Genomic DNA, 21,887 nt, shown 5'->3' on the forward strand with positions numbered 1-21,887 from the left:
AAAAAAGACACAGTTTTGCCACATTTGTTTTTTATATTTGTAGCATAAACAAAAACAAAATATATTGTAGGAGGAATTGATATGAAAAAACACAAAAAGATTTTATTGGTGGGCCTGCTGGTTCTGGCTCTGGCTGCCACATCGCTTACAGCTTTCGCATATTCGGTAAGCTCGCCGGCAGACATAGTGGCAAATCTCACAGGCAAGACAGCCCAGGAGGTTGCTGAGGAAAGAACCGCTACCGGTCTTACTTACGGACAGATTGCATATGATGAAGGTCAGTGGGAAGAATTCAGGGACGAAATGCTGAAAAGCCACAAAGAGTTCCTGGATCAAAAGGTAGCTGAAGGCGCTATCACTCAGGAAGAAGCAGATGCGATATATGAAAACATACAACTTAGACAGGAAGCTTGCCTTGGCAATGGTACCGGCGGCGGCAGAGGCATGATGGGCCTTGGCAACGGCAGAGGATTCGGCGGCGGCAGAGGCTGCGGAGGATTCGGCGGCGGTTTAGGCGGTTCAAACTGGCAATAAAGAGAAACCTGGATTTGATCCAGGTTTTTTTTATCAGAACTTTCTCAGCATCTCCTTCAGCTTATCCTTGTCGTTTATTTGTATCATCCCTCTTGAGAGCTTCAAAATGCCCCGGGATTCAAAATTCTTCAGCATCCTTGATACTACTTCCCTGGCGCTCCCCATGTACTTGGCAATCTGCTCGTGAGTCAGCCGTATTTCGGTTGACCTGTTTTTTGAAGATTCGTCAATAAGAAATGTTGCAAGCCTTTTATCAAAACTTGTGAACAGTATCTGCTCTATGGCCCACATAACGTCCGAAAATCTGTCGACGGCATTTTTCAGTGCGAAGTTTTCAACATGCACATTGCTTTGGGTCAGCTGGCTGAAGGCAGCTATATTGAGCAGCAGCACATCCGTGTCGCTTTCTGCATCTATAAACACATCAAACGTGATGTTGCTGAGTATGCACGAAGCCGACAGCACACAGGAATCACCTTGTGACAGCCTGTAGAGTGTTACTTCCCTTCCGTCTTCGGATAATATATACACTCTCAGCTCCCCGCTTTGAACAAGCAATAGACCCAGGCACTCATTGTCGGCGCTGTGCAGGTTTTCTCCCTTTGAATACTTTACCTCTGTAATGTTATTTTTTATAAGTTCCTTTTCTGAGGGACTTAATTTATCCCAAAAGTTCAAACCGTGAAACATATTCGTAAGTTCTTTATCATTCAACATGGCAACCCCCATACGCATTATATTAATATATTATACCAGATGAACCTTTTTAACAACATAAAAAACCCCTTCTTCAGATTTTGTCTGATAAAAGGGGTTAATACTGTTGTTTCTATTTGGATTTAGCCATCATATTGCTGTCAAGTTCTACCATTACTTCGTCGGTTATCTTGTCAAGATGGTCATCCCACAGATAATCCTTGGTTTCTTTTACTATAACGTTAGACAAGGCAATCAGCGAAATGATGTTTGGAATTGCCATCAGGCCGTTGAACAGGTCTGCCAGGTCCCAAACAAATGCCAGAGACATAACTGCTCCAAAGTATACAGCTACTGTGTAAATAATTCTGTAAGGAAGTATTGCTTTCTTTGAATGGAACAGATACTCTACGCATTTTTCTCCGTAGTATGACCATCCAAGAATGGTTGAGAATACGAATGTCAGAAGACCGATTGTAAGAACGATTGGTCCTATAACAGGGATGTTTCCGAAAGCGGCATTTGTTAGAGCTCCGCCGTTAAGTCCCGTATTCCACAAACCTGTATTTACTATTGTAATACCTGTGATTGCACACACGATTACAGTATCCCAGAATGTTCCTGTTGAAGCAACCAGTGCCTGCCTTACAGGGTTTCTTGTCTGTGCAGCTGCTGCAACTATTGGAGCGCTACCAAGACCGGATTCGTTGGAGAACAATCCTCTTGCAACCCCGTATCTTGCAGTAAGCATGATTGTTGAACCTGCAAATCCTCCCACAGCTGCTGTTCCCGTAAATGCGTTGGATACTATCAATCCGATTGTAGCAGGAATTGTCTTGAATGTCATTGTCAGGATTATTGCGCATCCAATAACATAGAATACTGCCATGAATGGAACTAGCTTATCGCAAACGCTGGCGATTCTCTTAACTCCACCTATGATAACGATACCGGTAAGCACTGCCAATCCGATACCTGTAACCCATGTAGGAGTTCCAAACTGGGTGTTCATCATTCCGGAGATTGAGTTTGCCTGAACTGTGTTACCGATACCAAATGCTGCGATGCTTCCGAAGAAAGCAAAAGCATATGCAAGAGGCTTGTTCTTCATGCCGTATTCCAATACGTACATAGGTCCTCCTGCCATGGTTCCGTCAGCTGTCTTCACTCTGTACTTAACAGAAAGAAGAGACTCTGCGTACTTTGTTGCAATACCGAACACACCTGTCATCCATGTCCAGAAAACGGCACCCGGTCCGCCTAATGCTATGGCGGTAGCAACACCGACAATGTTTCCTGTTCCGATTGTAGCTGCCAAAGCTGTTGCAAGAGCGCTGAACTGGCTTACGTCGCCTGTGGCCAGCTCATCTTTTGTTACTGAAAGTTTAATTGCTTTACCAATGTGTTTTTGGATGAACTTAAGGCGGAATGTTAAGTATAGATGAGTTCCGAACAACAAAATTACAAGCGGCCATCCCCACAGCCATCCATCGATCTTTGTTACTAATTGAGCAATTCCTTCCATTTCTTTTTTAACCTCCCATTTATTTATCATGACGCAAACGTTTTATTAGAAACGTTTGCCTTAATTATAGTATAAAGCATGACCAAATTCAACTGGTATTTTCGCTAAAATTGTGATATTAATTTCACATTTCAAACTATTCGTTCGACATTCAGAAAAATGTTTTTATGAGTCTAGTTTCTGTTTTTATTAAACTGATTTTGTCACTTAAATTAATTCATCACCTAACCATCATTTTATCTTCACTTGTTTAACACATTTGAGCCCTATCATATTGTTAAAGAACGGAGGTAAGTTATGGGAAATAAAACAAATTACGTATTTGAGCGAATAGAAAAAAAATATCTACTTTCGGAAGAAAAGTTCAACCAGTTTTTTCAGCTGATAGAACCATACATGACTATAGATGCATACGGTCTTCACACCATTTGCAACATTTATTACGATACTGACAGGTACGACCTTGTGAGAAATTCAATAGAGAAACCTCAATACAAGGAAAAACTCAGACTAAGAAGCTATGGTGTTCCCAATGATGGCAGCAAGGTTTTTCTGGAGATAAAGAAAAAATGCGACAGTACAGTGTTCAAACGCAGAGTATCCTTAAGCCTCAAGGAGGCTGAAGATTATCTTGAACACGGCGTGAAACCTGGACTGGACAGTCAAATTCTCAATGAGATAGACTATTTTCTAAACTACTACAAGCCGAAGAAAAAAGTCTTTGTAGCATACGACAGGGTTGCCCTCTTCGGCAAGGAAGATGAAGACTTAAGAATAACCTTTGACATAGACATCAGGAGCAGAAGTTTCGATCTGGACATGAAAAAAGGAGACTACGGAAAAGCACTGGACGGCTTTAGCGGTTACCTTATGGAAATTAAAACAACCAATGCGCTTCCCATGTGGCTGGCACGCATACTTTCAGAGCTTTGCATTTATCCGTCTTCATTCTCTAAATACGGAGTAATTTACAAACAGGACCTTATAAACGAAAGCACTACCGAGCACATAGTGCAGGAGCAACAATGCTGCGATGAAGAAAACAACAATAAAACAAACTGGAGGAACCTTAAATGTTTACAAGCATCTTAACATCAGCAACTGATACGCTGTCTGTTACAAACGCAACTGCTTGCCTGGCGGTATCACTGATACTGGGCCTGGCAATATCTTACACATACATGTCAAGCAAGACATACACAAAAAATTTCGCAATAACACTGGCGCTGATGCCGGTACTCATTCAAATAGTCATAATGATGGTCAACGGAAACCTTGGCACAGGGGTTGCCGTAATGGGGTCATTCAGCCTTGTTAGGTTCAGGTCCGTACCCGGAAGTTCAAAGGAAATAAGTTTCATATTTTTCGCAATGGCAGTTGGCATAGCTACAGGTATGGGATTTCTGACATTTGCAGCTGCTGTGACTGCAGCAATATGTCTCATTTTCATGATTCTTTACAGAACCGGTTTCGGCGACGGTGATCAGACCGAGAGGATGATGAAAGTCACAATTCCCGAAAACCTTGACTATTCCGAAGTATTTGATGACTTATTTGAAAAATACACAAAATCTTCAAGTCTCACAAAAGTGAAAACCACCAACCTTGGAAGCATGTTTGAGCTACATTACAACGTGGTGCTGAAAAATCCTGCTGAAGAGAAATCATTCATAGATGATATCAGATGCAGAAATGGTAATCTTACTATAGTATGCAGCAGAAAACATGCTCAAAACGACGAATTATAAGGAGAAAGACATGAAAACAAAATTGAAATACAAATTAACAGCTCTGTTAATGAGCACTGCGCTACTCATATCATGCAGCGCAAACACAACAACACAGACACCAGTCTCATCCGAAACCGAAACCAAGAATGTGGAACTGAACATTAAGACCATGTCACAGAACCTGGTTGAATATGATGATGACGATTACTATTCAGACTGGGAAGAACAAAATCCTGTTTACATCAACCTGAACACCACAACAGCCGAAGTAACGGGCAGCGGTGCAAAGGTCGATGGAAATACTGTCACCATTACCGCTGCAGGAACTTATGTCCTAAGCGGAACACTTGATGGCCAGATAGTCATTGATGACGCAGGCAAAGGCACCGTGAGAATAATCTTAAACGGGGCAGACATTAGCTGTTCGGACAGTTCCCCAATCTATGTAAAAAGCGCTGAAAAAGTAGTGCTGTCGCTTGCAAAGGACACTCAAAACTCTATGACAGACGGCAGCTCATACGAGCTGGCGGAAGGAGAAGACGAGCCCAATGCTGCGATTTTCAGCAAGGATGACCTGACTGTCAACGGTTCAGGAACATTGACCGTTAACGCAAACTACAACAACGGCATAGCAGGAAAAGACGATTTGAAGGTTACCGGAGGAACAATCATCATCAATTCAGTTGATGACGGTATTCTCGGAAAAGACCTGGTTGCCGTAAAAGATTCCCACATTACGATCAATGCCAAAGGCGACGGGATCAAATCAACAAATGACACTGATGCTGACAAGGGAAACATAGTACTTGAAAGCGGCACCTTTGAAATAACAGCCGGCTCCAGCGGCCTGCAGGCAGAAAAAGAACTGATTATATTTGACGGAGAGTTCAACATTACCTCAACTGTGGACTCAATCCATTCAAACAGTACTGTGGCCATTTACGGAGGAAATATCACAATCAATGCAGAGGATGACGGAATACACGCTGATGCATCTATTGACATAAGCGGCGGAACAATCGAAATATTAAACAGCTATGAAGGAATTGAAAGCGCCGTTGTTAACATAAGCGGGGGCAGCATTAGGCTTAATGCCCAGGATGACGGAATAAACGTGGCAGGAGGCAAGGACAGCTCATCTGTGACAGGAAGACCCGGACAGGACACATTCGCAGCATCTTCAGACTACAAGCTTTCAATTTCAGGCGGAAACATCTATGTAAATGCTTCAGGCGACGGTCTCGACGCAAACGGCTCCATATACATGAGCGGCGGTACTGTTATAGTAGACGGTCCTACAAGCAGCGGCAACGGTTCCCTTGACTACGACTCAGCCTTTGAAATAACCGGCGGCCTCTTAATAGCCGCAGGAAGTGCGGGAATGGTTCAGACTCCATCATCTTCATCTTCACAAAATTCGGTGCTGGTAGTTTATTCACAGCTTCAGAAGGCAGGAACGCTCGTAAACATTCAGGATGGAAGCGGAAAATCCATAGCATCATATGCTCCTTCCAAAGACTATCAGGCAGTGTTGGTAAGCTCTCCGGACTTGGCGCTTGACGCAGCATACCAGCTTTTCACAGGCGGAACAAGCACAGGAAGTTCCACTAACGGATTGTATGCAGACGGAGACTATGAAAACGGAACAAAGACTGCTGATTTCACCCTTACAAAAAATGTCCTGTCCATATCTGAAACAGGCAGTGAAGTAACTGCCGGAGGATTCGGCCCGGGAGGACGCGGCGGTAAAATGATGCCGGGAACAGACGGACAGATGCCTGCAGACGGCCAAAGACCACAAAGACCTGACGGACAGATGCCTCAGATGCCCGAGAGAACAGCGCCTGACGGCACCAGCGGGGCCACACAGAAAACCACTGAAAGCAGCGGTTCAGATGATACCGTATAGAATAACAAAAAATGATGAGTGAAAGCTCATCATTTTTGTTTACATTTACATGCTATTTCTTATTTCCCCGGCAATTTTCTGTCCTTCTTCCGACAAGAGAAAGTCATAGGTGGTTTTGGGCACTATTTTTTTTATTTCTTCGTAGTCTTTCTGAGCCATCAGCTGCCTTACCCAAGATGCGCTGACCACGTGACCTTCCTTTTGATATCTTTCCACTTCAACTACCCGGATGCCGCGTCTTTGTAAAATGTCCTTCATCTGCTCGTTATATGATGCCGTAACCTTGTCAAAGGGCTCCGTGCCCACAAATCTCTTCGTAATGCCAAGTATTTTCACAAAGTAATCGCAGAATATGGTTAGATCCAAAATGCAGTTGATTTCTCCTGCCTTGAATTTATCCTTCAGGAAGTACGTTGGAAATGTGGCGGAGGAAATCAAATAGTCTGAAGTTTGATGAACCGCCACATTTTTAAGATGTTCAACTCCTTTTTTCACAAGCTCATACCTTGCAGCTGCAGGAAATATGCTCCTGTCTTCGGAAACCACGAAGAGATGCAGAAAGTCACAGCTCCTGGATGCTTCTTCAGCAAGGTACAGGTGACCGCATGTAAAAGGGTTGCAGTTTAATACGATTGCTCCTGTTTCATCATAGTCTGTTTCTGGTTTCAGAGACCTCACGTAACTTGCAATTCCGTTTTTTTGATTTTCCATGAGAGCAGCGCCCTTTGTTTCAGAAATCAGATAAAAACCAAGATCTTTGAATATGTGAGTATTTTCCGGCTTTGTAAAAAGCATGAGGTGCGTTCTGCCCATTGATGATGCTTCTGAAACAATGACACTCACTATCCTGGCAGCAAGGCCTTCTCCCTGGAACTTTTCGGATACCGCAATGCATTTTAAGGTACTGCCTTCAATTGAACCTGTGGCAGCTATATCACCTTTGCGGTCACATAGATTTACAGTAAATTCAATGCCCTCATCGTAGTCCAGAGCTTCCTCTTTAAGAAAATCCTTAAGCTGCTGAAGCTTTTTGCCTGTCATGGGATAACCGAAGTCTTCGTAATATTGTTCATAGACCATAGCATTTCCTTACTTCAGTGTGTTTTTTATGGTATCAATTATCTTTCCGTCCCGGTAAATAACGTTGGCCACAGCACGGTTTCCAAGGGTTATTTTTTTAGGAACACCTGTTATGCCTTCAGCAAGTTTTTTCAGGTCATGGATATCAGTTACTGGCAGACCTGCGTCCTTCAGCCTTTGTTCAAGGTCCTTCCTGAGAGGATTTACGGCAATACCTCTTTGTGTCACCAGCACATCCACGGTGTTTCCGGGAGTTGATACGCACAGAACCTTGTCTACGACTATTGACAGCCTTGCTCTTGTAAGCGGAGCCACAATCATCGTAAGCTTTGCTCCTGCCGCTGTGTCGCTGTGACCTCCTGAACCTCCCATTATGTATCCGTTTGAGTCTGTATGCACATTTACGTTGAAGTCCGTATCAATCTGAGTTGCTCCAAGAATGACTGCATCAAGGCTGTCCACTATGGCGCTTTTGGCTGTGGGGCTTGCATAGTGTGAGGCTGTCACTTCCCTGTGTCTTGGATTTTCGCGTATGGATTTTACAGCTCGTAAGTCAAAGCACTGAACGTCCATGAGAGATTGAAAGCATCCTTCTTCAAGCATATCCACAAGGTACCCGGTGATTCCGCCCATGCCGAAGCTTCCTTTTATGTTTTCCTTGAGCATTATTTCCTTCAGGTACTTCGCCACTGCCAGGGACGCTCCTCCAGCACCCGTCTGAAATGAAAAGCCGTCCTTCAGAAGACCGGAGTGCTGTATTACTTTTGTTGCATAGGATGCCATCATAAGACCAACAGGATCCCTTGTGATCTTTGTTGTTCCTGAAACGATTCCTGTGGGGTCTCCTATCTTGTCGACACAAACCACATAATCCACATACGTTTCACTTATGGAAAAATCATCTAATGGATAATCCACAAGATTGTCGGTAATTATCACAACCTTTTTGGCATTCATGGCATCAGCAAAGGCATAGCCAAGAGAACCACAGGCTGATTTGCCGTACTTTCCGGAACAGTTGCCCATATTGTCTGATGAAGGGGCTGCGATGAACGCTATGTCGATAGGAGTTATGCCTGATTCGATGTGGCTTGGGCGTCCTCCGTGGCTTCTGAAGTCAACAGGCTTTTCCATTATGCCCGATGATATTTCTCTTCCAACGGCTCCTCCCATGTAGTTGACTTCAAGTCCTGTTACAACCTTGTTCTTGATGTGACCAACCAGGGGAGCGTGTATGTCGAACACGGAACTTGCATTGACTGTCAGGTCTCTGTAGCCCATGTCTGAAACTTCTTCCATAACCATGTTCAGAACGTGGTCGCCGTTTCTTAAATGATGGTGAAATGAAATCCTCATCCCGTCCTTAAGCCCGCACAATTGTATGGCTTCCCTAAGAGATTTAACCAGTTTGCTCATTGTATACCTCCCAAAGACTTCGCTGCTTCCAGTGTCTGCCTTGCCCTTTCCACTATGGGCGCGTCGATCATCTTGCCCCGAAGCGAAATTGCTCCCTTACCCTGTTCTTTTGCAGTCTTTATGATTTCCATGACTTCCATTGCATACTCAATTTCTTCTGCTGTAGGACTGAAAACCTCGTTTATGCACATGACGTGTCTCGGCGATATAACAGCCTTTCCGGTGAATCCCAGCCCCTTGGCGAATTCTGCGTCAAGTCTGAGCCCTTCCTCATCCTCTACATCCGTGAACGGAGTGTCGTAAGCAGCTATTCCTGCAGCCCTGGCTGCCATCACAATCCTGCCGCGGCTGTAGAAAATCTCATCGCCTTTTTTTGTTCTCTTGCAGCGAAGGTCAGCTGTCAAATCTTCGCCCCCAAGAAAAATTGCCTTTACGCGGCTGTTTGACGTGGCTATCTCAAAGGCATTTTCAACACCAAGAGCCGTTTCTATGAGCGGTATGATCGCTGTCTCACGGTCTACACCGTTTTTTTCCTCAACTTCCTTCATATAAGAGGCTACAGCCTTCACATGGTCTGCGGTGCCTGACTTTGGAAGCATAATCATGTCAGGCTTCATGGGAATCACTTCGTCCAGGTCCTTTTTCCAAAACTGAGTATCTATGGAGTTTATTCTTATTATTATTTCGCATCCCGAAAAGTTTAAATATTTCATGGCGTTTCTCACAAGGATTCTTGCTGAATCCTTTTCTGCAGGGGAAACCGCGTCCTCCAGGTCAAAGATTACGCTGTCCGCTCCAAGGGCATCAGCGTTCAGCAGCATGCCAGAGTTGTTTCCAGGTATGAACATCATACTCCTTCTCATTGATTATCAGCTCCTTCTGCTCTTTTTACGGCAGTTTCAACCCTTGCTCTTATGACGCACTCCACTGCCCCTCTGTCCTTTAGCCTGAACTTCCCGCTTGTCACATTGAATTCCTTCAGAACTTCTCTTACGGTTCTTTCAATATCATCTCCGAACTGTTCCATAACCACGGATTGAAGTTCTATTTCAATACCGTTGCCATATGGTTCCACCTGTACCAGTATATCGCTTGACTCCAGGGTTCCGGCCGATGCGCTCCTTTTAATTTCCATAATTGCTCCTTTCATCCTCGTGAAACGAATTCGACCCATTCGTTCCAGCTTAAATTAAATACTAACATATAATTAAAAATGTGCAAAGCCCACCTTAACAGGTGAGCTTATTTTTGTTTTATATAATTATCAGAAGAAAACCTGCACCAGGAATGTAGCCATGAGTATGATGAATGCTCCTCCAAGCCTTGAAGAAATCTGTGCGAAAGGCATTAACTCCATTCTGTGTGCGGCGGTAAGCACAGCCACGTCTCCTGTTCCTCCCATATTGGCCATGCAAAGCCCGGCTGTAATTGCCGCTTCTATGGGATAGAAACCTACAAGCTTACCTACGAGAGCTGATCCAACCACTGCTCCAAGAACTACCAGGAACACAAGAACCAGGTAAACAGGAGAGAACGCTGATATGACCTGACCAAGGTCTGTGTAGGCAATGCCTATTCCAACCAGCAAGGCTGAAGTCCAGTTCTTTGCAACAAACTGATACCAACCGGCGCAAGCAGTTTCATATTTTTGGGGCAACAGGTTGAATGCTTTAGCCAATGCAACTGATATGATCATCCATGCATATGTATGGACGTCAAGACCTGCATATGTGTCAAACAAGTATGCTATTATATTGCCCAGACCAAAGAATGATGTTGCAATCAAAATTCCTATTCCGTAATCTGTCAGGGTAAGATCTTCCTTTTTCTCTGTCATCTTCAGTTCTTCTTCTCCGATGTCCATGAGCTTTCCATTTCCGCTGAGTTCAGGTCTTATTTTACCCAATTTGTCCAGAAGTCCTCCGAACACTATAGCCATGGCATTTCCAAGAGCTACAGCCGGAACCAGCTTAGACAGTATGGTTTCGGATGGAATCCCAAGGCCTTGTGAAAACACTTCTGAAATAGGTACAGCTCCTGCACCCATGCCCCCTCCCATTATGGGAATTCCAATGTAGGCAATTGATTCTGCCGGAGACTGTCCGAACAGCATGCCTCCCAGAGCAACAAAACCCAGAGCTACAGTAACACCACCGATAATTGTGGGAAAGTATCTTACAGCTGCCTTAATAAGAAGTTTCTTGCTCATTCCGAGAATTGAACCTGTTATAAGTGCAGCAATGTAGAAATCAAGAAATCCTCCGCCTTTCATGAATGTTTTTACGTTTTCTGATACAGAAGCAGGAATCAGATTGTAATATACCATTGCAGACGATGCAAAAATAATTACTATTGGCCCGCCGCCGAAAAATGTTTTTACTACAGGTGTGTTGTTTCCAACCACATCAAGAAGAGCACCGATAAGCATTGTGAATGCAAAAGCTCCTATCATGCCTGTCGGAAGCACATCCAATACCATGGCTATTAACAGAACAGCCAGCAACATGAAATAAACCGGTAGGCTTATTCCCATAATCTTGTAATCTTTCATAATTTCCTCCCAAAAATTATTATTTAATTATATCCTTGCTGCACCAGACTTGTGGGCAGCTTCAGCAATGGCTTTTGCTACCGCTTTGGCAACTCCCTTGTCAAGGGCGCTGGGAATAATGTTGTCTTCGCTAAGTTCATCTTCATGGATGTAATCTGCAATGGCATATGCAGCAGCAAGCTTCATTTCAAGATTTATTTCTTTTGCCCTCACATCCAGAGCTCCTCTGAACACTCCAGGAAACACAAGAACGTTGTTTATCTGGTTCGGAAAGTCTGAGCGGCCTGTTCCGACAATTCTGGCTCCAGCTTTTTTTGCCTCATCCGGCAATATCTCAGGAGTAGGATTAGCCATAGCCAGGATAATGGGATCCTTGCCCATGGATTTTACCATCTCCGGTTTAACTGCATCTGCTGATGATACACCTATGAACACATCTGCTCCGGTCATTACATCTGCCAGACTTCCTTTTTCGTTTTCGGGATTTGTTGTTTGGGCAAGTTCCTTCTTTGCCTCGTTTAATTTTTCCCTTTCCTTATAGATGGCTCCTGTTCTGTCGCAAACTATTATATTCTTTGCTCCTGCAGCCATAAGAAGATTTGCAATGGCTGTACCTGCAGCACCTGCACCGTTTATAACGATTTTAAGGTCTTCAATTTTCTTGCTTACAATCTTCAGGGCATTAATCAAGCCCGCAAGGACAACTATGGCTGTTCCGTGCTGGTCGTCGTGGAATACCGGTATATCCAGTATTTTTTTCAGTTTATTTTCTATTTCAAAGCACCTGGGAGCTCCTATGTCCTCAAGATTTATTCCGCCGAGACCCGGTGCGATCAATTTCACAGCATTTACTATTTCATCAACATTCTTGGTGTCAAGGCATATGGGGAATGCATCAACTCCTGCAAATTCCTTGAACAATATTGATTTTCCCTCCATAACGGGAAGTGCCGCCTTTGGTCCTATGTCACCCAGACCGAGCACAGCTGTTCCGTCGGTTACTACAGCCACTATGTTTCCCTTGGAAGTGAATTTGTAAACATCTTCCTCGTTTTCGTGAATTTTTCTGCAAGGCTCTGCCACTCCGGGAGTGTATGCAAGGCTTAAGTCATCTCTTGTCTCAAGTTTCAGCTTTGAGACCACCTCAATTTTCCCCTTGTATTTTTCGTGCAGTTTCAAGCTTTCTTCAAAATAATTCAAATCGTTTTCCTCCCTATAACATGAATTAATTTATGTCGTAATAATATCATTCCAACTGGCTTTCGTAAATATTACGGACTTTTAAAAAAGTTTTGTTCATTTAATTTTTTTTGATATAAAATTAACGTTTTCATAACGGAGGTAAAATAAAAAGACCTCAAATAGTCGAGGTCCTCGTATCCGATCAAATCAATGTTTTATCATTTTGTATTTATAAAGGGGTCTTCCGATTTTACCATACTCGATGGTCTTGACAACCTTTCCCTCTTTTTCCATGTAGTCAAGGTATTTACGCACCGTTACCCTGGCTACTCCTGACGCCGCAGAAATCTCCTCGGCAGTTTTGTATTCATCGCTGCAGGATTCTACCTCAAGCCACACTATCTTGTAAGTATATTTGTTGATTCCTTTTTCCGGTTCATCATCACTGCTCTTCTCGGATGCTGCACAAATCTTAGAAATGTACTTGTCAAGATCATCCTGCTCGATGGTGCTGGAATTTTTGAACCCTTTAAACATTTCCCTGTACTTTTCCAATGATTCCCTGAATCTCTCCAGCGTAAAAGGCTTTATGAGATAGTCAACCGCTCCGTAGCGGAATGCCTCCTGAATCATGGTGCTTGTTTTGTCTGCTGTGATGAGTATCACGTCAGAACAGATTCCTTCGCTCCTTATTTCCTTCAGAAAGTCAATTCCGTTTTCTTTGGGAAGATATATGTCCAGCAGAATAAGGTCAGCACTTCCGTTTTTCATAAACTCCCTGGCTTCGGTGAGACTTGCGGCAGACTTAACCAGCTTGAATCCGTCTACCTTTTTTAGAAACTTCGAATTGATATCCCTTACCATTGGGTCGTCTTCAATTATCATTACCTGTATCATGCTCTTCACCGCTTTCCATAGGAATTTCTATATACCATGATGTCCCTCCCGATACTGACAGGGAGATTCTTCCGCTCACACGGTCTATGATGCTCTTGACAATAAACATGCCATAGCCTCTTTGGCCGGATTTAGTGCTGAATCTGGGTTCATATATCCTCTCCCTTATATTTTCGGGAATTCCCGGACCGTTGTCTTTCACTTCAATTATCAGCCTGCCTTCAGCTTCGTTTATCTTGAAGTATATTTTCCCGGTTCCGTCAACACTTACTGCATCCAGAGAATTTTCGATAAGGTTTCCTATTACCGATTCCAAATCGCTTTCGCTCATGCGGTCCGGAAGGCTTACCAGTTTGGACTCCCGGTCTATTTCAAGCTTTACCCTCTGTTCTTCAGCCTTGTAGTACTTTGCCAGAAGCAGAGCCGATACGGAGGATGGCTTAATGTTTCCTGTTATGATATCAGTGATTGCCGTCCTGCTGCTTGCCGTGGAAGAAATGTATTTCAGCGCCTGATCATATTCGCACAGCTGTATAAGCCCTGAAATAGTATGAAGCTTGTTCATGAATTCATGGTTGTTGGCCCTGAGAGACCATGCCATCTTCTTTACTCCCGTTAATTCCTCAGCCATGTTCTTCACTTCGGTCAGGTCTCTGAAGCTTACAACCTTTCCTATAACCTTGTTCTTGTCATTCTTCAGAATACTGCTGTTGCAGAGTATTGAAAGGCCCGGCCTTATCTTTACTTCCTCATTATGCATAACCTCACCGTCTTTCATGACTTCATAGAACTTGTTATGCTGCAGAAATTCTTCGGCATTAAGACCCAAATCCTCCTTGCCTATTCCAAGAATGCGTGAAGCCTCCTTGTTTATCTGAATGAGCTTTCCCTTGTCGTCAAGAGTTATTATTCCTTCTCTGACATTTTCAAGTATAGCATCCTTTTCCTTGAACATGAGCGTTATTTCCTTAGGCTCCAGTCCCAGGATTTCATTCTTGATGTTGGCAGCAAGTATTGCAGACATGTAAATTCCGACTACAAGCCCGATAAGAATAAGGGGATAAAACTGCTGTATATTGCGGTTGATGGATTTGTTGATTTCATTGATGGTGCTTCCAACACTTACTGCTCCCACCTGCCGCCCATAGGCAAATACAGGAACAAAGGCCCTCATGGAAACTCCCAGGGTTCCTTCAGCCTTGGAAACATATTCTTCTGCGGTTGTAAGCACCCGCACTTCGTCGCCGCCTTTGAAAAGTCTTCCTATGTTTTCCTGATTGGGATGGGTAAATCTTATTCTGTCCATGTTGAAAACAACTATAAAGTCAACCTTTGTTTTTTTTCTTATGATTTCGATGTGCTCATTCAATTCAGGATTAAGCTCATTTTCGGACAAGGCATCCTTCACCATGGTGTCTTCAGCTGTGTAATACGCTATATGGAACAGCTTTTCTTCCAGCTGATCGTTCAGGATAACTTTCATCTGATAGTATGAAAGAAGCATGATGCTTGCCACTGAAATGGATAAAATCATGGTGAAGAATAGTATGATTTGCGTTCTTAATTTCATGTAACGATCCCTTTACTGTTTTTTCTATTCTACCATAAATCGCAAATAAACAACAGCAAAAATACTATGCGTTAAAAAAGCAGCCATAGGCTGCATCTTTACAGGTCAAGTTTGTTCAGCACTTCCCTCAGGCTTATGAGTTCCTCTTTGGATAATGTTATTCCTTTTCCCATCTTTTCATGGTCCGGCGACCACTCCCTCAGGTCGTACTTAGGGCTTCTGTCGTTCCAGCTAATAAGGTTAAGTTCCTTCGTCCATCCCTTTGCAGACTCGGAAACCTGAGCGATTTCTTCAACTATTTCATATTTGAATTCAGCCATTGCGACTCTCCTTTCTTCAGCATCATCTTTTGTTTTATGTTTATGATGCACAATAATTATACACCATATTCAACACCGGTCAAATTTAAATTTCAAATAACAGATGATAAATATGTAAATATTTAGTACAATTTAAGATAAGTTTTATCTTGCCGTTATATTGTATATCTATGGTAAGCTGTAAATCATTACTTGCACCGATGAAATAAATATACGGCACAAAGCCGTTAGACTTTGTATTTTCTATTGCACTAATAATTTCATACTCAAGCGAGGTTTAACATGTACTCTTATTTATGGTATTTTGTAATTTATGCCTTCCTGGGCTGGTGCCTGGAGGTTGTCTATGCCGCCGTAAGCACAGGCGAATTTGTAAACCGGGGTTTCTTAAACGGCCCTATATGCCCCATATACGGATTCGGCGTTCTTGCGGTAACCGGAATTTTAACGCCTGTGAAAGAAAACCTGCTGCTCCTGTACTTTGGCAGCGTATTTCTTACGTCAGTTCTGGAGTTCATTACGGGCTGGATACTGGAAAAGTCTTTCAACAGCAGGTGGTGGGACTATTCAGACTGTCCCTTCAACATCAGGGGATACATATGCCTTAAGTTTTCACTGATGTGGGGGACGGCATGCCTCATAATCATCAACATCATACATCCCATGACAGAGAGGTTAGTATCCCATTTAAACATCGACGCAGGTCAAATCGTCCTTGGCATATTGCTGGCGGTCATTTTTGTGGATGTGCTGGCAACTGTTCAGTCTGTGCTGAAACTCAACAAACAGCTTAGACAGATCAATGACATGGCTGCAAAAATAAGATCTGTTTCCGACGAACTGGCGGAGAGAATTTCAGAGGAAAGCCTTGCATTGGTAGAGATAAGCGGAGAGCTTAAGACCAACTTCAGGGAACAGAGAGATGCCGTCAGCGATATTATCGAAGAAAAACTCTCATTGGTTGGTGAATCAATAGAAGAAAAGATTTCTTCCGTTGAAGACAGCATCGAAGGCAGAAAGAAAGCCGTGGCACATAAAATTGAAGACATGAAATCAAATATACTCCAGATGAATGAAAAGAAGGATGAAATCCTGGCAAGTTCATTCTTTGGACAGAAAAGGCTTCTCCATGCGTTTCCGGACATAAAATCCAGACGCTACAAGGAAGCTTTGGAAGACTTGAAAGAAAAAATACTGAGAAAATAATCTCAGTATTTTTATTAATCTCTTTTCACATGGTTTCATTCCTGGGTCTCTATTTCCATTACCGTTATGTCCACCCACAGCTTCAGGGTTTCGGACAGGACCAGCTTTCTGACGCTTAATTGGTATTCAGCCTCTTCATATTTTAAAATTCTCTTGTCAACCACCTGCAGCAGTATTTCCGCATCCAGGCTTTTAACCTCCTTACCCAGCAGCGAACTGAACTTTTCCTTGATTGCCTTTTCAATTTCTATGTTGTCTATGTTGTTTATTTCCCGCCCGTCCGTTTCAAGCACCACCTGGATATCCTTCAGAACAATGTTGGAATTGTTGATTGACTTTTCCAACTTCATGAGCTTTTCCTCATTATCTTCTATGACACTTTCCTGATATGCGATTTTTTCGTAGAATGTGTCCATCCTGTAGCTTACCAGAATGCTTGTGAGTGCCGCCCCGATGAGAGCCCCCCACATGAGCCCTGCAGCAAAACAAAGCATGTATCTGAGACCGCCTTCTTTTATTTTCCCCATATGCCACCGCAGATCTGAATTATTCTTACAAAGCCGTATCCGACGTTTGCTCCCGACAGGGAAATGAGTATGAATATGGCCTGCTTTATCATTGTTCTAACTTCTCCTTGAAACAGTCCCTTTTCAATTACAGCGAAGGAAGAGAACGTACCTCCCAATGATGCCGCAATAGCCCAAATTTTTATGGATCCTGCAGCTTCAACCATGGCCTTGTAGGGCGGATTGTTTGTGATTATGGCTCCTATGCCCGAAAATATGCCGGCTCCGATGACAACGCCGAAAGCAACCAGAAAGTTTTGAACAACACTTGCATAAAAAGACATTTCATCCCTGCTTTCTTTTAATCTTTCTACAATGTATGTGAGATTTGACTGGTTGATGATTTCATATTTATGGATAAATTTTCTTCAGTATTTCAGGCAGACTGAATTTGTGTTTTATTGCGTAAAACAGCATATACTAACATTGATAAAGGAGGAATCCGCCATGAACCAAAAATTAACAGAAAAGTTCAACGGCATCTCAGCAATGATAAACAACACCCCACTGTTGGAAATTACCCTCAGATTCAAAGGAATAGACAGGAAAGTCTACGCAAAAGCAGAATATTACAATTTCACGGGGAGCATAAAGGACAGAATAGTCCTGCATATAATGAAACAGTTCTACGAAGAAGGCACACTCAGTGAAGGTGATTCGATTGTCGAAGCCACCAGCGGAAATACTGGAATCTCCATTTCAGCAATAGGAGCATTCCTTGGAAATCCTGTTACAATCTACATGCCGGACTGGATGTGCCAGGAGCGTGTGAAACTTATGGAGAGCTTCGGAGCAAAAGTGGTATCAGTGTCCAGAGAAAACGGTGGTTTCAAGGGCTGCCTTAAATTGGCAGAAGAAATGGGAACAAATGCAGGAACATGCCTGACCCGTCAATTTTCCAATATGAAAAATATAGATGCTCACTACGAGACAACAGGAAACGAAATACTTTTACAGCTGGCAAAGCTTGATAAAAAGCCGAACGCTTTTGTTGCAGGAGTGGGCACAGGCGGCACCATAATGGGTGTAAAAAAAGCTCTTCAAAAAATGTATCCCCACTGCCGGGCATATCCCCTGGAGCCTGAGAGTTCTCCCATGATGACTACAAAGGGTGAAAAGTTCGGCTCCCACAGGATCGCAGGCATAGGCGATGATTTCATTCCCGAAATTATAAGGCTTGATGAGCTGGATGAGGTGATTACGGTAGACGACAGTGACGCAATCAACATGGCAAGAAAGCTTGCCTCCCAGCTTGGAATCGGTGTGGGAATATCATCCGGAGCAAATTTTCTCGGGGCCCTGAAGGCTCAGGACATCCTGGGAAGGGATGATGCGGTTGTCGTTACCGTATTTGCCGATGACAATAAAAAGTATCTTTCCACGGACTTAATGAAAAAACAGGATGAAAAGCCGTGTCATCTGACACCTCAGGTAGAACTTGTGGGATTTAAGGCTGTCAGGTAACATCCTTCAGGTTGACAAAGTAAAACCAACCATGACCTTCAAGACTGCCCTGCTCAAGAGATTTGAAAAGGGCAGGCTTTTTTGACAGCTCTTCTACTAGTTTCCTTGATTCCTTCATGTATCTTTCGTATTCTTTGATCAACTGACTTTTTTCAGGCCCATCTTCCGTTTTCAGACTGCCTATGAATTTCGTACACTCTTCTATTCCAAAGCTGTCCACGTCTTCATACGTATCCCGAAAACTTCTGTTTTCCCATTTACCTGTCTTCAGGTCCATCTCATATTCACTAAGGAAAAGATAACCGTATGTGGCTGTAAACTCCACTGCATCAAGTATGAAATCCACCTCTTCCTCCGTCATCACGTAATGTATGTTGAATCTGAGCCATCCGGGCTTTACGGATGAAATTCCGTCTTTTATCAGCTGCCTGTATTGCCTTGACTTTTCTTCGCTGATTTTCATGAGCCTGTGTCCGTAGGGTGCAGCGCATGCGCATCCGGCTCTCATCTGTATTCCGAACAGGTCGTTTATGAGTTTTGCTGCAAACCTTGGATGAAGCAGTTTGTCCCCGTGTTTTATTTTTATTGAAAAAATAGGCATCCTGTTCTCGTTGTCCGGTCCCAGTATTTCAATGTTTTGAATTGTTTTCAACCTGTCAAGGACCACTTTGGTATAAAACTTTTCTTTTCTTTCAATTTCTTCCGTTCCGATGAAGTCCTTCAGTTCAATTGCCAATGCAGCCTTAAACAGCTGCACTATTCCCGGTGTGCCTGCCATTTCCCGGACTTCGGGATTTGCTATGTAGTCGTGACCGTAAGGGCTCACATAAGAAACGGTGCCGCCACCTGAAACCGTAGGAGGCAGATTGTCGTCATAAAGTTTTTCGTTCATAACCAGCAGCCCGCATGAACCTGTGCCTCCAAGCCACTTGTGGGGAGCAACATACACTGCGTCAAAATATTCAGTGCTGCTTTTATTCATGTTTATTTCCACGTAAGGAGAACAGGCAGCGTAATCAAAACATACTATTCCGCCGTTTTCGTGCATTATCCTTGCAACCTCGTAAACAGGCGTGATGACACCGGTGACGTTTGAAGCAGCCGAAAATGAACCTATCTTCAGCCTGCCCTTGTATCTTTCGTCTGAAACCTTGAGCCTTAAGTCATCCAGATTCATTTCCCCGTCAGGGTTAAGCTCCACTTCCACCGTCTGTGCCAAACCTTCCTTCCACATGAGAATGTTTGAGTGATGTTCATAAGGGCCGATGAAAACCACAGGAACATGCTTCAGGCATTCATCGTTTTTGTCCTCCAAAATCCCGCCGGTTATCCGTCCAACTCTTTTCCTTGTTGCAGGAGGCAGGTAGATGCCTGTTATTTTTGCAAAGGTTTCTATAGCTCCCGTGGCTCCGTTTCCTGAAGGTATTACAATGCAGTTTTTTTCGGCGCTTAGATGTTTCTTTATCACATCCAGTGACTTGTGCAGTATCTTAGTCATTGTCTCTCCGGTCATGTCATCTTCAGTATGGGTGTTGGCGTAGTACTTCTGCAGATGTATGAGGTATTTTTCCATGAAATTCAGCCCTCTGGCCGACGCTGTGAAGTCAGCATACGTCATGACTCTTTCTCCGTAGGGTGTCATAAATTTGCATCCGTATCCGATCATTTCTTTTCTCAGTGTCTCAAATGATATGCTCATGATTATCCTTCCTTAAATGCTTTCTAATATGATTTGCTTTGTCTGCTATTATATACAGCTATACTGCATTATATTATCCGGGGATGAAATGCGAAATAATGAACGGCATAAAAAAATCTTCAAGCACTCTTGAAGATTTTGGTTATATTAATTCTCAAAATGTTTAGCTGCCAGCGGAAGCTCTATGAAGAATGTTGTTCCAACTCCCTGCTTTGTTTCAAACCATATTTTGCCCTTATGTGTCTTTGTGACAGTGAAGTATGCCATGAAAAGTCCCAGCCCGGTTCCTCCGCCTCGTCTGAACACAAATGGTTCAAACAGAATGTCCTGCATATCCTCAGGAATTCCTCCGGCTGTGTCCTCAATGGAAATGAACAGTGACTGCCCGTTTGAATACGTTTTGACTGAAATGAATCCTCCGTGTTCAATCACCTGAACCGCATTGTTGACTATGTTTTCAATTGTTCTTTTTATAAGCTTACGGCTTATGACTACGGGTTTGTCAGTACAAAATTCAAATGAAAGCTTAACTTTTTTAGATTCGCAAATAGGTTTGTATATATTCAGCACTTCTTCGATTACAGAATCAATTTTTTGCGATATTAGTTCTTCTGGTTTGAATATGTTCAGCAGTTCAGTAACCATTTTGTTCATTTCATCCGCCTGGTTTACAATTCTGTCAAAATATCCCTTGATCTTTGCTTCATCTGAAGTTATGTTCCCCAGCTGTCCCAGCCCGCTTATTACTGCCAGCGGATTTTTCAGATCGTGAACAGCTGTTGAAATCAAATCGCCTATAGCTGAATAGTCCACACCAGTAAAATTGTTGATATAGTTGAAAACGGATTCAATGGAACTGGCACAGGCAACAAGAATATTCATTCTGTTAGGATGAGCAAATTGCTCAGGTACGCTAATATCCATGGCTCCTATGACATTTCCGTTGCATATTATCGGAACACCCATGCATGCGTATGAACTGTATGCCTTTGAGAAGTGTTCCGTTCCGTAAACCAAGACCGGTTGTTTTAAGCTTAATGCCGTTCCGATTCCATTGTTGCCTATATGCATTTCTGCCCAGCTAGCTCCGATGCAAAGCCCTGATTTTTTGCCCCCCAGCTCCTCAGGTACTCCTCTGCTGTCAATAATCCACCCGTCTTTATCAGACAAGGCAACCATATGCGGTTTTCCTGCAAGACTTAAGGATATGGAATCCATATACGGTTTAGAAATCTCAATCAATCTTGAATGTTCCCTCAGCTTTCTGACAAGCTCATCTTTTGATAAAAATTTGTATATCAGTTTCTCAGGATTTATACCATATTCTTTGCAGCGATTCCACGAATCCTGCGTAACATACCTGGCAGTAGGGTTTTTATTGATTTTTGCAATAAAACTATCCCATTCTGCCAAGGCATCAAAAGTTTCTATTACATCCTTCATCCCCTTGGCCCTCGTTTCATATATAAAAATTTTTGACTTTGTTTTTTTATTGCAAATCAAGAAAGGATTGTAACCGCACTAGTAACCGTCTGCAGAAAT

21 protein-coding genes are annotated in these 21,887 nt (G+C 43.1%); 6 read left to right on the forward strand and 15 right to left on the reverse strand.

Features of this window, described 5'->3' with window-relative positions; translation table 11 throughout:
• The first annotated feature begins 81 nt into the window (after window positions 1-81).
• The gene (locus AAGU76_RS06025) at window positions 82-534 is read left to right on the forward strand and encodes a hypothetical protein (protein WP_342484540.1); all 453 of its coding nucleotides are present in this window, start codon (window positions 82-84) and stop codon (window positions 532-534) included.
• Window positions 535-567: 33 nt separating this feature from the next.
• Here AAGU76_RS06025 and AAGU76_RS06030 read toward each other — a convergent pair whose 3' ends face one another.
• Both AAGU76_RS06030 and AAGU76_RS06035 read right to left on the reverse strand, forming a co-directional pair.
• Entirely contained in the window at window positions 568-1,251 is a 684-nt protein-coding gene (locus tag AAGU76_RS06030; protein WP_342484541.1) for a Crp/Fnr family transcriptional regulator, read from the reverse strand.
• Between the two features lie 112 nt (window positions 1,252-1,363).
• Window positions 1,364-2,755, reverse strand: a complete 1,392-nt coding sequence (locus tag AAGU76_RS06035) for a sodium:alanine symporter family protein (RefSeq protein WP_342484542.1) — start codon at window positions 2,753-2,755, stop codon at window positions 1,364-1,366.
• A gap of 297 nt (window positions 2,756-3,052) precedes the next feature.
• On the opposite strand from AAGU76_RS06035, the gene AAGU76_RS06040 reads away from it, so the two are divergent.
• From AAGU76_RS06040 to AAGU76_RS06050, 3 genes are read left to right on the forward strand one after another with little or no spacing between them, the layout of a single operon-like run.
• A complete protein-coding gene (locus tag AAGU76_RS06040) occupies window positions 3,053-3,847 on the forward strand; it encodes a polyphosphate polymerase domain-containing protein (protein WP_342484543.1) in 795 nt (264 codons plus the stop codon).
• Entirely contained in the window at window positions 3,829-4,503 is a 675-nt protein-coding gene (locus AAGU76_RS06045) for a DUF4956 domain-containing protein (protein ID WP_342484544.1), read from the forward strand. Before AAGU76_RS06040 ends, AAGU76_RS06045 begins: the two co-directional genes overlap by 19 nt.
• Window positions 4,504-4,513: 10 nt before the next feature.
• On the forward strand, window positions 4,514-6,394 hold the full coding sequence (locus tag AAGU76_RS06050) for a carbohydrate-binding domain-containing protein (RefSeq protein WP_342484545.1): 1,881 nt from the start codon (window positions 4,514-4,516) through the stop codon (window positions 6,392-6,394).
• 45 nt (window positions 6,395-6,439) lie between these two features.
• On the opposite strand, the gene citC is transcribed toward AAGU76_RS06050, so the two are convergent.
• The 9 genes from citC to AAGU76_RS06095 all read right to left on the reverse strand — a co-directional run bounded on the left by citC (window position 6,440) and on the right by AAGU76_RS06095 (window position 15,410).
• Window positions 6,440-7,474, reverse strand: coding sequence for a [citrate (pro-3S)-lyase] ligase (gene citC / locus AAGU76_RS06055; protein WP_342484546.1), 1,035 nt, complete (start codon window positions 7,472-7,474; stop codon window positions 6,440-6,442).
• A 9-nt stretch (window positions 7,475-7,483) separates the two neighbouring features.
• Window positions 7,484-8,890, reverse strand: coding sequence for a citrate lyase subunit alpha (citF, locus tag AAGU76_RS06060; protein WP_342484547.1), 1,407 nt, complete (start codon window positions 8,888-8,890; stop codon window positions 7,484-7,486).
• Window positions 8,887-9,753, reverse strand: coding sequence for an aldolase/citrate lyase family protein (locus tag AAGU76_RS06065; protein WP_342484548.1), 867 nt, complete (start codon window positions 9,751-9,753; stop codon window positions 8,887-8,889). The genes citF and AAGU76_RS06065 overlap by 4 nt, the downstream gene beginning before the upstream one ends.
• Window positions 9,750-10,025 carry a citrate lyase acyl carrier protein gene (gene citD / locus AAGU76_RS06070; RefSeq protein WP_342484549.1) on the reverse strand — a complete coding sequence of 92 codons (276 nt, stop codon included), beginning with the start codon at window positions 10,023-10,025 and terminating at the stop codon, window positions 9,750-9,752. The genes AAGU76_RS06065 and citD overlap by 4 nt, the downstream gene beginning before the upstream one ends.
• A 129-nt stretch (window positions 10,026-10,154) precedes the next feature.
• Window positions 10,155-11,441 (reverse strand): 2-hydroxycarboxylate transporter family protein, encoded by a 1,287-nt coding sequence (locus AAGU76_RS06075; RefSeq protein ID WP_342484550.1) that lies wholly within the window; start codon window positions 11,439-11,441, stop codon window positions 10,155-10,157.
• A 27-nt stretch (window positions 11,442-11,468) separates the two neighbouring features.
• A complete protein-coding gene (locus AAGU76_RS06080) occupies window positions 11,469-12,641 on the reverse strand; it encodes a malic enzyme-like NAD(P)-binding protein (protein WP_342484551.1) in 1,173 nt (390 codons plus the stop codon).
• 189 nt (window positions 12,642-12,830) lie between these two features.
• The gene (locus tag AAGU76_RS06085) at window positions 12,831-13,520 is read right to left on the reverse strand and encodes a response regulator (RefSeq protein ID WP_342484552.1); all 690 of its coding nucleotides are present in this window, start codon (window positions 13,518-13,520) and stop codon (window positions 12,831-12,833) included.
• On the reverse strand, window positions 13,498-15,090 hold the full coding sequence (locus AAGU76_RS06090; RefSeq protein ID WP_342484553.1) for a sensor histidine kinase: 1,593 nt from the start codon (window positions 15,088-15,090) through the stop codon (window positions 13,498-13,500). The genes AAGU76_RS06085 and AAGU76_RS06090 overlap by 23 nt, the downstream gene beginning before the upstream one ends.
• A 98-nt stretch (window positions 15,091-15,188) precedes the next feature.
• Window positions 15,189-15,410 (reverse strand): YdbC family protein, encoded by a 222-nt coding sequence (locus AAGU76_RS06095; RefSeq protein ID WP_342484554.1) that lies wholly within the window; start codon window positions 15,408-15,410, stop codon window positions 15,189-15,191.
• A gap of 282 nt (window positions 15,411-15,692) precedes the next feature.
• On the opposite strand from AAGU76_RS06095, the gene AAGU76_RS06100 reads away from it, so the two are divergent.
• Window positions 15,693-16,616 carry a hypothetical protein gene (locus AAGU76_RS06100; RefSeq protein ID WP_342484555.1) on the forward strand — a complete coding sequence of 308 codons (924 nt, stop codon included), beginning with the start codon at window positions 15,693-15,695 and terminating at the stop codon, window positions 16,614-16,616.
• Window positions 16,617-16,651: 35 nt separating this feature from the next.
• Here AAGU76_RS06100 and AAGU76_RS06105 read toward each other — a convergent pair whose 3' ends face one another.
• Window positions 16,652-17,143, reverse strand: coding sequence for a hypothetical protein (locus AAGU76_RS06105; RefSeq protein ID WP_342484556.1), 492 nt, complete (start codon window positions 17,141-17,143; stop codon window positions 16,652-16,654).
• Window positions 17,131-17,466 (reverse strand): YtrH family sporulation protein, encoded by a 336-nt coding sequence (locus AAGU76_RS06110; protein WP_342484557.1) that lies wholly within the window; start codon window positions 17,464-17,466, stop codon window positions 17,131-17,133. The genes AAGU76_RS06105 and AAGU76_RS06110 overlap by 13 nt, the downstream gene beginning before the upstream one ends.
• Before the next feature lie 163 nt (window positions 17,467-17,629).
• Here AAGU76_RS06110 and AAGU76_RS06115 point away from each other — a divergent pair, with 163 nt between their 5' ends.
• The gene (locus tag AAGU76_RS06115) at window positions 17,630-18,646 is read left to right on the forward strand and encodes a cysteine synthase family protein (protein ID WP_342484558.1); all 1,017 of its coding nucleotides are present in this window, start codon (window positions 17,630-17,632) and stop codon (window positions 18,644-18,646) included.
• Here the strand turns inward: AAGU76_RS06115 and AAGU76_RS06120 are convergent.
• The gene (locus tag AAGU76_RS06120) at window positions 18,639-20,345 is read right to left on the reverse strand and encodes an aminotransferase class V-fold PLP-dependent enzyme (protein ID WP_342484559.1); all 1,707 of its coding nucleotides are present in this window, start codon (window positions 20,343-20,345) and stop codon (window positions 18,639-18,641) included. The two genes, AAGU76_RS06115 and AAGU76_RS06120, sit on opposite strands and share 8 nt — an antisense overlap.
• Window positions 20,346-20,492: 147 nt before the next feature.
• Window positions 20,493-21,788 (reverse strand): ATP-binding protein, encoded by a 1,296-nt coding sequence (locus tag AAGU76_RS06125; protein ID WP_342484560.1) that lies wholly within the window; start codon window positions 21,786-21,788, stop codon window positions 20,493-20,495.
• Window positions 21,789-21,887: the final 99 nt, after the last annotated feature.

It is taken from the genome of Sedimentibacter sp. (genome assembly GCF_038562225.1).
Lineage (GTDB): Bacteria > Bacillota > Clostridia > Tissierellales > Sedimentibacteraceae > Sedimentibacter.

Coding starts and splice junctions, on each gene's coding strand:
- AAGU76_RS06025 (WP_342484540.1), top strand. CDS start 82: ATGAAAAAACACAAAAAGATTTTATTGGTGGGCCTGCTGGTTCTGGCT.
- AAGU76_RS06030 (WP_342484541.1), bottom strand. CDS start 1,251: ATGTTGAATGATAAAGAACTTACGAATATGTTTCACGGTTTGAACTTT.
- AAGU76_RS06035 (WP_342484542.1), bottom strand. CDS start 2,755: ATGGAAGGAATTGCTCAATTAGTAACAAAGATCGATGGATGGCTGTGG.
- AAGU76_RS06040 (WP_342484543.1), top strand. CDS start 3,053: ATGGGAAATAAAACAAATTACGTATTTGAGCGAATAGAAAAAAAATAT.
- AAGU76_RS06045 (WP_342484544.1), top strand. CDS start 3,829: ATGTTTACAAGCATCTTAACATCAGCAACTGATACGCTGTCTGTTACA.
- AAGU76_RS06050 (WP_342484545.1), top strand. CDS start 4,514: ATGAAAACAAAATTGAAATACAAATTAACAGCTCTGTTAATGAGCACT.
- citC (WP_342484546.1), bottom strand. CDS start 7,474: ATGGTCTATGAACAATATTACGAAGACTTCGGTTATCCCATGACAGGC.
- citF (WP_342484547.1), bottom strand. CDS start 8,890: ATGAGCAAACTGGTTAAATCTCTTAGGGAAGCCATACAATTGTGCGGG.
- AAGU76_RS06065 (WP_342484548.1), bottom strand. CDS start 9,753: ATGAGAAGGAGTATGATGTTCATACCTGGAAACAACTCTGGCATGCTG.
- citD (WP_342484549.1), bottom strand. CDS start 10,025: ATGGAAATTAAAAGGAGCGCATCGGCCGGAACCCTGGAGTCAAGCGAT.
- AAGU76_RS06075 (WP_342484550.1), bottom strand. CDS start 11,441: ATGAAAGATTACAAGATTATGGGAATAAGCCTACCGGTTTATTTCATG.
- AAGU76_RS06085 (WP_342484552.1), bottom strand. CDS start 13,520: ATGATACAGGTAATGATAATTGAAGACGACCCAATGGTAAGGGATATC.
- AAGU76_RS06090 (WP_342484553.1), bottom strand. CDS start 15,090: ATGAAATTAAGAACGCAAATCATACTATTCTTCACCATGATTTTATCC.
- AAGU76_RS06095 (WP_342484554.1), bottom strand. CDS start 15,410: ATGGCTGAATTCAAATATGAAATAGTTGAAGAAATCGCTCAGGTTTCC.
- AAGU76_RS06100 (WP_342484555.1), top strand. CDS start 15,693: ATGTACTCTTATTTATGGTATTTTGTAATTTATGCCTTCCTGGGCTGG.
- AAGU76_RS06105 (WP_342484556.1), bottom strand. CDS start 17,143: ATGGGGAAAATAAAAGAAGGCGGTCTCAGATACATGCTTTGTTTTGCT.
- AAGU76_RS06110 (WP_342484557.1), bottom strand. CDS start 17,466: ATGTCTTTTTATGCAAGTGTTGTTCAAAACTTTCTGGTTGCTTTCGGC.
- AAGU76_RS06115 (WP_342484558.1), top strand. CDS start 17,630: ATGAACCAAAAATTAACAGAAAAGTTCAACGGCATCTCAGCAATGATA.
- AAGU76_RS06120 (WP_342484559.1), bottom strand. CDS start 20,345: ATGAGCATATCATTTGAGACACTGAGAAAAGAAATGATCGGATACGGA.
- AAGU76_RS06125 (WP_342484560.1), bottom strand. CDS start 21,788: ATGAAGGATGTAATAGAAACTTTTGATGCCTTGGCAGAATGGGATAGT.